The organism is Pseudomonas sp. KH_050, assembly GCF_057838875.1.
On the sequence record NZ_CM174478.1, the window covers coordinates 5,474,153 to 5,486,793 of the forward strand.

Sequence of the window (12,641 nt, forward strand, 5' to 3'; positions counted from 1 at the left end):
TCTATAGAAAGAAAGGAAAGCCAATCGATGCCGCAGGTGGATCCAGAACTCTTCGACCGCGGCCAGTTCCAGGCTGAACTGGCCTTGAAGGCTAGCCCGATTGCGGCCTTCAAGAAGGCTATCCGTCAGGCCCGCGAGGTCCTTGACGGACGCTTTCGCAGCGGCCGGGATATCCGCCGGCTGATCGAGGATCGCGCCTGGTTCATCGATAACATCCTGCAAAAGGCCTGGGACCAGTTCGACTGGAACGAAGACGCCGACATTGCCCTGGTCGCGGTTGGCGGTTATGGGCGCGGCGAGTTGCACCCCTACTCCGACATCGACCTGCTGATCCTGCTGGACAGCGCCGATCATGAAATTTTCCGTGACTCCATCGAGCGCTTTCTGACGCTGCTGTGGGATATCGGCCTGGAGGTCGGGCAAAGCGTGCGTTCGGTGGCCGAATGCGCAGAGGAGGCCCGTGCCGACCTGACAGTCGTCACCAACCTCATGGAAAGCCGCACCATTACCGGCCCCGAGCGGTTGCGTCAGCGCATGCTGGAAGTCACCAGCACCGCTCATATGTGGCCGAGCAAGGAGTTCTTCCTGGCCAAGCGCGCCGAACAAAAGGCCCGCCACCACAAGTACAACGATACCGAATACAACCTGGAACCCAACGTCAAAGGTTCACCCGGTGGCCTAAGGGACATCCAGACCTTGCTGTGGGTCGCCCGGCGCCAGTACGGCACGCTGAACCTGCGCGCACTGGCTGGCGAAGGTTTTCTGGTGGAGAGCGAGAATGCTCTGCTGGCGTCGTCCCAGGAATTTCTCTGGAAAGTCCGCTACGCCCTGCACATGCTGGCTGGCCGCTCCGAAGATCGCCTGCTGTTCGACCACCAACGTTCGATCGCCGGCTTGCTGGGGTTCCAGGGTGAGGACGCCAAGCAGGCCATCGAAAGCTTCATGCAGCAGTACTACCGAGTGGTCATGAGCATTGCCCAGCTCAGCGACCTGATCATCCAGCACTTCGAGGAAATCATTCTCGCGCCGGAAGATGAAGCGCCACCGCAACCGCTCAACTCGCGCTTCCAACTGCATGACGGCTACATCGAAGTCACCCACGTCAACGTCTTCAAGCGCACCCCGTTCGCCATGCTGGAGATCTTCCTGCTGATGGCTCAGCACCCGGAAATCAAAGGGGTTCGCGCCGACACCGTGCGTTTGCTGCGGGAAAACCGTCACTTGATCGACGACGATTTCCGTAATGACATCCGCAATACCAGCCTGTTCATCGAATTGTTCAAGTGCGAGATCGGCATCCACCGTAACCTGCGACGGATGAACAGATACGGCATTCTCGGCCGCTATTTGCCGGAGTTCGGCCTCATTGTCGGCCAGATGCAACATGATCTGTTCCATATCTATACCGTTGATGCCCATACCCTCAACCTGATCAAACACCTGCGAAAACTGCAGTACACCCAGGTGTCCGAGAAATTTCCGCTGGCCAGCAAGCTCATGGCCAAGCTGCCCAAGCCCGAGTTGATCTACCTGGCCGGCCTGTATCACGACATCGGCAAGGGTCGGCATGGCGATCATTCGGACATTGGCGCGGTGGACGCCGAGGCGTTTTGTGCGCGCCATCAACTGCCGCAGTGGGATACCCGACTGATTGTCTGGCTGGTGCAGAACCATCTGGTGATGTCGACCACTGCCCAGCGCAAGGATCTTTCCGATCCGCAGGTGATCCACGATTTCGCGCAAATCGTCGTCGATCAGACCCGGCTCGACTATCTGTACGTGCTCACCGTCGCCGACATCAACGCGACCAACCCGACCTTGTGGAACTCCTGGCGGGCCAGCCTGTTGCGCCAGCTCTACACCGAGACCAAACGCGCCTTGCGCCGCGGCCTGGAAAACCCGGTAGACCGCGAAGAACAGATCCGCCAGACCCAGAGCGCAGCCCTGGACATTCTGGTACGCGGTGGCACCGATCCGGACGACGTCGAACAGCTCTGGGCGCAATTGGGCGATGACTATTTCCTGCGTCATACCGCTGGCGACGTCGCCTGGCACAGCGATGCGATCCTGCAGCAACCGGCCGATGGCGGCCCGCTGGTGCTGATCAAGGAAACCACCCAGCGGGAATTCGAGGGTGGAACACAAATCTTCATCTACGCGCCGGATCAGCACGACTTCTTCGCCGTGACCGTGGCCGCGATGGACCAGCTCAACCTGAACATTCATGACGCTCGGGTCATCACCTCCAGCAGCCAGTTCACCCTTGACACCTATATCGTGCTCGACACCGAAGGCGACTCGATCGGCGATAACCCGGCACGGGTCAAGCAGATTCGCGACGGCCTGACCGAAGCCCTGCGCAATCCGGACGACTACCCGACCATCATCCAGCGTCGGGTGCCGCGCCAACTCAAGCACTTCGCGTTCCCGCCACAGGTCACGATCCACAACGATGCCCAGCGTCCCGTGACGGTTCTCGAGCTGAGTGCCCCGGATCGGCCGGGCCTGCTGGCGCGGATCGGTAACATCTTCCTCGAGTTCGACCTGTCACTGCAGAACGCCAAGATCGCCACCCTCGGCGAGCGCGTAGAAGACGTATTTTTCATCACCGATGCGAATAATCAGCCGCTTTCAGACCCGCAACTGTGCAGCCGTTTGCAGGACGCAATCGTCAAACAGCTGAGCGTCAGCCATGAACCGAATATCGAACTGTCGCGCATCAGCATTTAGCCGCGCGCCATGACCTGAGTGAGATCCGCCAGCAATGAACAACGCTCTGAACCAGTTGCAGCCCTACCCGTTCGAGAAACTCCGCGCCCTGCTCGGCACTGTGCAACCCACAGCAGACAAACGCCCGATCGCCCTGTCCATCGGCGAGCCGAAACACCGTTCCCCGGGCTTTGTCGCCGAAGCGCTGGCCAGCAACCTGGACCAGATGGCGGTATACCCGACCACGCTGGGCATTCCCGCCCTGCGCGAAGCGATTGCACACTGGTGCGAACGCCGTTTCAGCGTTCCAAATGGCTGGCTCGACCCGGCGCGCAACGTACTGCCGGTCAACGGAACTCGGGAGGCGCTGTTTGCTTTCACCCAGACCGTGGTCAATCGCAGCGATGAAGCACTGGTGATCAGCCCGAACCCTTTCTACCAGATCTACGAAGGTGCAGCCTTCCTCGCCGGGGCCAAGCCGCATTACCTGCCGTGCCTCGACGAAAACGGTTTCAATCCGGACTTCGACGCGGTGCCGGCCGAGATCTGGCAGCGCTGCCAGATCCTGTTCCTGTGCTCGCCGGGCAACCCGACCGGTGCGCTGATCCCGCTGGACACCCTGAAGAAGCTGATCGCCCTGGCCGATGAGTTCAACTTCGTGATCGCTGCCGACGAGTGCTACAGCGAGCTGTACTTCGACGAACAAACACCACCTCCAGGCCTGCTCAGCGCCTGCGTCGAACTGGGCCGCAAGGACTTCAAGCGCTGCGTGGTGTTCCATAGCCTGTCCAAGCGCTCCAACCTGCCAGGCCTGCGCTCCGGCTTCGTCGCCGGCGATGCCGAAGTACTCAAGGCGTTCCTGCTGTACCGCACATACCATGGCTGTGCCATGCCGGTTCAGACCCAGCTCGCCAGCATTGCGGCGTGGAACGACGAAGAGCATGTACGCGCCAACCGTACGCTGTATCGGGAGAAATTCGATGCGGTGCTGGAAATCCTCGGCCCGGTCCTGGATGTACAGCGCCCGGATGGCGGCTTTTACCTCTGGCCGAACGTAGAAGGCGACGATGCCGAATTCTGCCGCGAGCTGTTCGCCCAAGAGCATGTGACCGTGGTGCCGGGATCGTATCTGTCCCGCGAAGTCGACGGCTTTAATCCGGGCGCCGGCCGCGTGCGGTTGGCGCTGGTGGCCCCCCTGGCGGAATGTGTTGAAGCGGCGGAGCGGATTCGCTCATTTATCACGCGACGCGCCTGATAAAATCCATACCCGCGCTGCGCAATGCAGTGCGGGTACTACCGCAACAACAGATCACATCTGCTAAACAATTCCAGCTTTACTACGTACTTTTTCCAAGACTAATATCTTGCTCTATCTCAACTTCCGACTCAAATCGGAACACTGGATATTCAGAAAAAAAAGTAGCCGCCCCCTCAATCAACCTGAACGGATATTTGTCGAAACACGACAAAGGCGAACTGGAAGATCGAACATAACAATAGCACCAACCAACTTGATCGACGACTGACGAGCAAGGCTTATCCAGAACAAGAACAAATATAGAGCCACCTGCAATTTTTCCGCGCGCCACAACCGCTATACACCCACATCAACTTCACGGATGAAGAAAAATGAACGAGCTTGAACACTGCACCCTCATTGAATGGCCCAACCCCCAGGAAATCCTGCGGAGCCGCCATTAGTGGGAATCCCCACAACGCGCTGCCTACAAACTCCCTACTCCCGATCACTAAAAAATCCGGACAAGGATGACATTTGTCTGACGAATACATTCAGAGTCATCGACGCCTGTTTCTTCAATAAAAACGAGAACACCCACAATGAAATCAATTATCCCCGGTAAAATCACAACGCCTGCCAGTCCGCAGGACTCCTATGAAGCCGCCATCAATGAACGACCGAGCAATGCCTTGCGAAGCGGCTCCCGCAGACCCAAACGCAACATCGGCGCCCACACCAAATACTGGGCACCCGGAAAGACGCTTAAAATTGCAATGTATGATGAAGATAACGAGGAAATTGTACAGTCGATAAAAAATGGCGCCAGCAAATGGCTGCCCTATATAAATCTTGAGTTTGAATATGTAGAGGGTGACAAAGGCGATATTCGAATTTTCGTGTCTCGAGATGATTCTGCCGCTAACGAATCTTTGGTAGGAACTGACGCACTGACAGAACAAATGCATCTTCCAACCATGACAGTTAACGCGAGTAATTACGACCCCCGATTTGAATATATGATCACACATGAATTTGGGCACGCACTGGGAGCTGCACATGCGCACCAACACCCCGATTCCGGAATCCCTTGGGACATACCCAGGTTATACGAGAGCTGCAGGCAAAAATGGGGCTGGACGAAAGAGATGGTCGACACAAACATCTTACCCATGCCTCGAGACGATAATTACACTTTCGAACCGTATGACAGAGACTCGCTCATGCACTACGAGATTTTTGAAGACTGGACTGTCGGAAACTGGAGTCAATCAAAGAACTGGCAGATTAGTGCTGGCGATATCGCGCTGATGCGCAAGGCTTACCCTCGGTAAATCCAGTGGATAGACCCAATGTTCAGTGATTTGTGCTGAACATTGGGCAGGTGTTATTTCACTTGCCCCAGATTCGCCTCACTCAAATCCAGCGCTCCCTGCACCTCACGCAACACATCATCGCCAATTTGATGATGGCGGCTCAGGCCATACAGCGCCAGGCGCTGAATTCCCGCTCACTCGAAAGCGAATGGCACACCAGGCAGGCGTTCGCCATTGAAGTGCCATACTCGCCGCGTAAGCTGCCGGCTGACCGCTGCACAAAAGTAGCGGTTGACTCGGGATCCAGTAACACAATGCAACAAAGGTCGGCGGCCGCCGACGCCGAACTTGCCTGGTCATGGCATAATCCGTCACCTTTCGTTTCCAGCACCTGCAAAGGGGGCAATTCCTTGACCGCTTCAAGCAAAACGTTGCACCTTTTCGGCATCAAAGCCTGCGACACCATGAAAAAGGCGCGCAACTGGCTCGATGAAAACGCTGTCAGCTATGACTTCCATGATTACAAAACGGCCGGAATCGACCGTGAACACCTGATCCAGTGGTGCAACGAGCACGGCTGGCAAGTGGTATTGAACCGTGCAGGCACGACCTTTCGCAAACTCGACGACGAACGCAAAGCCGATCTCGACCAAGCGAAAGCCATCGAACTGATGCTCGCACAACCCTCGATGATCAAGCGCCCGGTGCTCGATCTCGGTGACAGAACCCTGATTGGCTTCAAGCCAGATATCTACGCGGCAGCTTTTGCATAAGTCTGCCCGTTCATTATTGTAAGAGGTAACTACATGTCCACTACCCTGTTCAGCCTGGCATTTGGTGTCGGTACCCAGAATCGTCAAGGCGCGTGGCTGGAAGTGTTTTACGCCCAGCCATTGCTCAATCCATCGGCCGAACTGGTCGCTGCCATAGCACCCGTTTTGGGTTACACCGAAGGCAATCAGGCCATCGCCTTCACCACCGCTCAAGCCGCGCAACTGGCCGAAGCCCTGAAAAGCATCGATACAGCTCAAGCCGCGTTGCTGACCCGCCTGGCTGAAAGCCACAAGCCGTTGGTCGCCACCTTGCTGGCAGAAGACGCACCGCTGAGTTCCACCCCCGAGGCCTACCTCAAGCTGCACCTGCTGTCCCATCGCCTGGTCAAGCCTCATGGCCTGAACCTGGCCGGGATCTTCCCGCTGCTGCCGAACGTGGCCTGGACCAGCCAGGGCGCGATCGACTTGAGCGAACTGGCCGAGCACCAACTCGAAGCCCGTCTGCGCGGCGAGTTGCTGGAAGTATTTTCGGTCGACAAGTTCCCGAAAATGACCGACTACGTGGTACCGGCTGGCGTGCGTATCGCTGACGCCGCACGGATTCGCCTGGGCGCCTACGTCGGCGAAGGCACCACCGTGATGCACGAAGGCTTTGTCAACTTCAACGCCGGCACCGAAGGCCCGGGCATGATCGAAGGCCGCGTTTCGGCCGGCGTATTCGTCGGCAAGGGTTCGGACCTGGGCGGCGGTTGCTCGACCATGGGCACCCTGTCCGGTGGTGGCAACATCATCATCAAAGTTGGCGAAGGCTGCCTGATCGGCGCCAATGCCGGTATTGGCATTCCGTTGGGCGACCGTAACACCGTCGAGTCCGGCCTGTACGTGACTGCCGGGACCAAAGTGGCGCTGCTCGACGAGAACAATCAACTGGTCAAAGTGGTCAAGGCTCGCGAATTGGCTGGTCAACCTGACCTGCTGTTCCGCCGCAATTCAGAGACCGGTGCCGTGGAATGCAAAACCCACAAATCAGCCATCGAACTGAACGAAGCGCTGCACGCTCACAACTAAGCAGCGACTCGATGCCACAGCATCAACCGGGCGCGTATCATCAGCGCCCGGCCTGCTAAAACGAGTCTCGACCACCATGCTTGTGCCCTCTCCTTGGCGCGCCGATTTTCCGGCCATCGCCGCTCTGCAACGGCAAGACCAGACCTATCTGGACAACGCCGCCACCACTCAAAAACCCCAAGCCCTGCTGGACGCCCTGACGCACTACTACGCCAACGGCGCGGCCAATGTGCATCGGGCCCAACACCTGCCCGGCGCCCACGCCACCCAGGCGTTCGAAGACAGTCGTGGCAAGGTTGCCCAGTGGCTGAATGCCAGCGCTGACGGGCAGATCATATTTACCCACGGCGCGACCTCCGCGCTGAACCTCCTGGCCTATGGCCTGGAGCACCAATTCAACCCCGGCGATGAAATTGTCATCAGCGCCCTGGAACACCACGCCAACCTGCTGCCCTGGCAACAGCTGGCCCTGCGTCGCGACCTTGCGCTGATTGTCCTGCCATTGGACGCCGACGGCCTGATCGATCTTGACGCCGCGGCCAGCCTGATCGGCCCGCGCACTCGCCTGCTGGCGGTCAGCCAGTTGTCCAACGTACTCGGTGCCTGGCAGCCGTTGCCGGCACTGTTGACGATGGCCAAGGCCCATGACGCGCTGACCGTGGTCGATGGCGCTCAGGGCGTGGTCCATGGCCGCCACGATGTGCAGGCGCTGGGTTGCGACTTCTATGTATTTTCCAGTCACAAGCTCTATGGGCCAGATGGGCTCGGCGTGCTGTATGGCCGTAACGAGGCATTGCGCCAGCTGCGCCACTGGCAATTCGGCGGTGAAATGGTGCAAAACGCCGACTATCAGCACGCCTCCTTCCGACCCGCCCCGCTCGGTTTCGAAGCCGGAACCCCACCGATTGCCAGCGTTATCGGCCTTGGCGCGACCCTCGATTACCTGAGCGGGCTCGATCAGGACAGGGTAAACGCCCATGAGGCCGCCTTGCATGCCTATTTGCTGCAAGGCCTGCTCATGCGCAAAGGCATCCGCCTGTTGGGCAAACCGCAGGTGGCGCTGGCCAGTTTTGTCGTCGAGGGTGTGCATAACTCTGACCTGGCGCACTTGCTGACCGAGCAGGGCATTGCCGTGCGTGCCGGCCATCATTGCGCGATGCCATTACTGAAGAGCCTGAGCCTGTCGGGGGCGATTCGGGTCTCCTTGGCTCTGTACAATGATTCCGAAGACCTGGAGCGCTTCTTTACCGCCCTGGATCAAGCCCTGGAACTGCTGCGATGAGCCTCCCAGTCGAAGCACTGAACGCACTGCAAACCTTCCAGGCCGCCGCCGGCTGGGAACAGCGGGCACGCCTGCTGATGCAATGGGGCGATCGGCTGCCGGCCTTGAACGAGACGGACAAGAACGACGCCAACCGCGTGCATGGCTGTGAAAGCCAGGTCTGGTTGATCGGCGCCTTGCAGGATGGGCACTGGCAGTTTGCTGCAAGCAGCGATGCGCGGTTGATTCGTGGATTAGTGGCGTTACTGCTAGCGCGGGTCAACGGGTTGTCCGCTGAAGAATTACAGCAGGTGGATTTGCCGGACTGGTTTAATCAGCTAGGTCTGAGCCGGCAGTTGTCGCCGTCGCGCAGTAATGGCCTCAACGCTGTGCTACAGCGGATGCGGAGCCTCAGCGACGTGTAGGAGCTGCCGCAGGCTGCGATCTTTTCGGCGGATTGCGCGCTCTCTGAACGGGCGCCAAGATCAAAAGATCGCAGCCTTCGGCAGCTCCTACAGGGGCTCCCGGTCAACCTTCAAATCTGAGCATTGACCCGCTCCGCCGGCCGCCGCACACCCGCAACAATCTTGTCCACCGCCTTGGTCGCCGCGACCATGCCAAAGGTCGCCGTCACCATCATCACCGCGCCAAAACCACCAGCGCAGTCGAGCTTCACCCCATCGCCGACAAAACTCTTCTGCAGGCAAATGCTGCCGTCCGGTTTCGGATAACGCAGTTGTTCGGTGGAAAACACGCAGGGCACGCTGTAATGACGGGTCACGGTGCGTGAGAAGCCGTAGTCGCGGCGCAGGGTGGAGCGGACCTTGGAAGCCAGCGGGTCATTGAAGGTCCGGTTCAGGTCACAGACCTGAATCAGCGTCGGGTCGATCTGCCCGCCGGCACCGCCGGTAGTGATGATCTGGATTTTGCGACGCTTGCACCAGGCGATCAGCGCCGCCTTGGCGTTGACGCTGTCGATGCAGTCGATCACGCAATCGATGTTCGGCGTGATGTACTCGGCCATGGTCTCGCGAGTGACGAAGTCGGCCACCGCATGCACCTTGCAGTCCGGGTTGATCCCTCGCAGGCGTTCGGCCATCACCTCGACCTTGGCCCGGCCGACAGTACTGTCCAATGCGTGCAACTGGCGATTACTGTTGCTCACGCAAACGTCGTCCAGATCGAACAACGAGATCTCGCCCACCCCACAGCGGGCGATGGCTTCCGCCGCCCAGGAGCCGACTCCGCCCACCCCAATGATTGCCACATGGGCCGCACGCAAGCGCGCAAGGCCCTCGACGCCATACAAACGGGCGACGCCAGCAAACCGCGGATCTTCTGCACTCATGACCATTACCCCAAAAACCGGCGCGCATTATAGAGCCGACGGGATTAAAGACCACATCGCAAGGTATGAATGGCCACAAGTGTTAACCGAATGGCCTACTCGCTATACGAATCAACCTACACAGCATAGAGAAAGAACTTTACCGAAGCTGGATTGCCTAACGTCGGCATTTCCCTGTTCGCTGTACGATAAGTCTAGGGCCGGTGTAGGATGCGCGCCGCTTGGCACCTGCCGGCAGTTCTTCGTTCCACTCCCTTTGGAACCCGAAATATCTATGTCATCGCGTAAATTTGGACTCAATCTGGTGGTCGTGCTGGCAATCGCCGCGCTGTTCACCGGTTTCTGGGCGCTGATCAATCGCCCGGTCACAACGCCCGACTGGCCTGAACAGATCTCCGGTTTTTCTTACTCGCCCTTCCAGCAAGGCCAGTATCCACAGAGAAACCAATACCCGTCCGACGATGAAATGCGTCGCGACCTGGAGATCATGAGCAAGCAGACGGACAATATCCGGACCTATTCGGTGGACGGCACCCTGGGGGATATTCCCAAGCTGGCCGAAGAGTTTGGCCTGCGGGTAACTCTGGGGATCTGGATCAGCCCGGATCTGGAGCGCAATGAGCGCGAAATCCAGCGCGCCATCGAGATCGCCAACAGTTCCCGCAGCGTGGTGCGAGTCGTTGTCGGTAACGAGGCGATCTTTCGCAAGGAAATCAACGCCGAGCAATTGAGCGTGATGCTTGATCGCGTGCGCGCGGCGGTCAAAGTGCCGGTGACCACTTCCGAACAATGGCATGTCTGGGAAGAGAACCCGAGCCTGGCCAAGCACGTCGACCTGATTGCTGCGCACGTCCTGCCCTACTGGGAGTTCGTTCCGATGGAACAGGCCGGCCAGTTCGTCCTCGATCGCGCGCGCGACCTGAAAAAAATGTTCCCGAAGAAACCCTTGCTGCTGTCCGAGGTCGGCTGGCCAAGTAATGGCCGCATGCGTGGCGGTGCCGACGCGACCCCGGCCGATCAGGCGATCTACTTGCGCACCCTGGTGAACAAGCTTAACCGCCAGGGCTACAACTACTTTGTGATCGAAGCCTTCGACCAACCGTGGAAGGCCAGCGATGAAGGCTCGGTGGGCGCCTACTGGGGCGTGTACAACGCCGCACGCCAGCAGAAATTCAACTTCGAAGGACCTGTGGTCGCGATCCCGCAGTGGCGGGTCCTGGCCGTCGGCTCGGTGGTGCTGGCAATGCTCTCGCTGGCCTTGCTGTTGATCGACGGCTCGGCCCTGCGTCAGCGTGGCCGGACCTTCCTGACCTTTATCGCGTTCCTTTGCGGTTCGGTACTGGTGTGGATCGGTTACGACTACAGCCAGCAATACAGCACCTGGTTCAGCCTGACGGTGGGCTTCCTGCTTGCCCTCGGTGCGTTCGGGGTGTTTATCGTGCTGCTGACCGAGGCCCACGAACTGGCCGAAGCGGTCTGGACTCACAAACGTCGGCGTGAATTCCTGCCCGTGGTGGGCGATTCGGACTACCGACCAAAAGTCTCGATCCACGTGCCCTGCTACAACGAGCCACCGGAGATGGTCAAACAGACCCTTAACGCCTTGGCCAACCTCGACTATCCGGATTTCGAAGTCCTGATCATCGACAACAACACCAAGGACCCGGCGGTCTGGGAACCGGTGCAGGCCTACTGCGAAACCCTCGGTCCGCGCTTCAAGTTCTTCCACGTCGCGCCACTGGCCGGCTTCAAGGGTGGCGCGCTGAATTACTTGATTCCGCACACCGCTGCAGATGCCGAAGTCATCGCGGTGATCGACTCCGATTACTGCGTCGAGCCGAACTGGCTCAAGCACATGGTGCCGCACTTCGCCAACCCGAAAATCGCCGTGGTGCAATCACCGCAGGACTATCGCGACCAGAACGAAAGCACCTTCAAGAAGCTCTGCTATTCGGAATACAAGGGTTTCTTCCATATCGGCATGGTCACCCGCAACGACCGTGACGCGATCATCCAGCACGGCACCATGACCATGACCCGCCGCTCGGTCCTCGAAGAACTGGGTTGGGCCGACTGGTGCATCTGTGAAGACGCCGAACTGGGTCTGCGGATCTTCGAAAAAGGTTTGTCGGCGGCGTATTACCACACCAGCTATGGCAAGGGCCTGATGCCCGATACCTTTATCGACTTCAAAAAACAGCGTTTCCGCTGGGCCTACGGGGCGATTCAGATTATCAAGCGGCACACCGCCAGCCTGATTCGCGGTAAAGACACCGAGTTGACCCGTGGCCAGCGCTATCACTTCCTCGCGGGCTGGTTGCCGTGGGTCGCGGACGGCATGAACATCTTCTTCACCGTCGGTGCCTTGCTGTGGTCGGCGGCGATGATCATCGTGCCGCAACGGGTCGATCCGCCGTTGCTGATCTTCGCGATCCCGCCCCTGGCGTTGTTCGTGTTCAAGGTCGGCAAGATCATCTTTCTCTACCGTCGTGCGGTCGGGGTTAACCTGAAAGATGCATTCGCAGCGGCACTGGCTGGCCTGGCGTTGTCCCACACCATTGCCAAAGCAGTGTTGTACGGCTTCTTCACCAGTAGCATTCCGTTCATACGCACGCCGAAAAATGCCGACACTCATGGCTTTTGGAAGGCGATCTCGGAAGCCCGGGAAGAGATGTTCATCATGCTGATGCTGTGGGGCGCGGCGCTGGGCATTTGCCTGGTGCAGGGCCTGCCAAGCGCCGATATGCGCTTCTGGGTCGCCATGCTGCTGGTACAGTCACTGCCATATCTGGCGGCGCTGGTCATGGCCTTCCTGTCTTCGCTGCCTAAACCGGTAGCGACGAGCGAGCCGGCACCGGCTTGATCCGTTATTAGATAACGTCAAACGGCGGCCTTTGGGCCGCCGTTTTGCTTTAGAATGGTCGCCTTT

9 protein-coding genes are annotated in these 12,641 nt (G+C 58.8%); 8 read left to right on the forward strand and 1 reads right to left on the reverse strand.

Annotated elements, in window-relative coordinates; translation table 11 throughout:
* Positions 1 to 27: 27 nt before the first annotated feature.
* From AC3IUA_RS25165 to AC3IUA_RS25195, 7 genes are all read left to right on the forward strand, one after another.
* Complete coding sequence (locus AC3IUA_RS25165) at positions 28 to 2,730, forward strand: [protein-PII] uridylyltransferase (protein ID WP_489357551.1); 2,703 nt, start codon at positions 28 to 30, stop codon at positions 2,728 to 2,730.
* Between the two features lie 34 nt (positions 2,731 to 2,764).
* Positions 2,765 to 3,964: a succinyldiaminopimelate transaminase gene (gene dapC, locus AC3IUA_RS25170; RefSeq protein ID WP_489357552.1), complete on the forward strand. Its 1,200-nt coding sequence runs from the start codon at positions 2,765 to 2,767 to the stop codon at positions 3,962 to 3,964.
* Positions 3,965 to 4,548: 584 nt separating this feature from the next.
* A complete protein-coding gene (locus AC3IUA_RS25175) occupies positions 4,549 to 5,280 on the forward strand; it encodes a zinc metalloprotease (RefSeq protein ID WP_489357553.1) in 732 nt (243 codons plus the stop codon).
* 392 nt (positions 5,281 to 5,672) lie between these two features.
* Entirely contained in the window at positions 5,673 to 6,035 is a 363-nt protein-coding gene (locus AC3IUA_RS25180) for an ArsC family reductase (RefSeq protein ID WP_489362470.1), read from the forward strand.
* Positions 6,036 to 6,068: 33 nt separating this feature from the next.
* Positions 6,069 to 7,103, forward strand: coding sequence for a 2,3,4,5-tetrahydropyridine-2,6-dicarboxylate N-succinyltransferase (gene dapD, locus AC3IUA_RS25185; protein ID WP_489357554.1), 1,035 nt, complete (start codon positions 6,069 to 6,071; stop codon positions 7,101 to 7,103).
* A 76-nt stretch (positions 7,104 to 7,179) separates the two neighbouring features.
* The gene (locus AC3IUA_RS25190) at positions 7,180 to 8,385 is read left to right on the forward strand and encodes an aminotransferase class V-fold PLP-dependent enzyme (RefSeq protein WP_489357555.1); all 1,206 of its coding nucleotides are present in this window, start codon (positions 7,180 to 7,182) and stop codon (positions 8,383 to 8,385) included.
* Positions 8,382 to 8,789, forward strand: coding sequence for a SufE family protein (locus AC3IUA_RS25195; RefSeq protein ID WP_489357556.1), 408 nt, complete (start codon positions 8,382 to 8,384; stop codon positions 8,787 to 8,789). The genes AC3IUA_RS25190 and AC3IUA_RS25195 overlap by 4 nt, the downstream gene beginning before the upstream one ends.
* 110 nt (positions 8,790 to 8,899) lie before the next feature.
* Here the strand turns inward: AC3IUA_RS25195 and tcdA are convergent, their stop codons facing one another.
* Complete coding sequence (gene tcdA, locus AC3IUA_RS25200; RefSeq protein WP_489357557.1) at positions 8,900 to 9,718, reverse strand: tRNA cyclic N6-threonylcarbamoyladenosine(37) synthase TcdA; 819 nt, start codon at positions 9,716 to 9,718, stop codon at positions 8,900 to 8,902.
* 268 nt (positions 9,719 to 9,986) lie between these two features.
* On the opposite strand from tcdA, the gene AC3IUA_RS25205 reads away from it, so the two are divergent.
* Positions 9,987 to 12,575, forward strand: coding sequence for a glycosyltransferase (locus tag AC3IUA_RS25205; protein ID WP_489357558.1), 2,589 nt, complete (start codon positions 9,987 to 9,989; stop codon positions 12,573 to 12,575).
* The last annotated feature ends 66 nt before the right edge of the window (positions 12,576 to 12,641 follow it).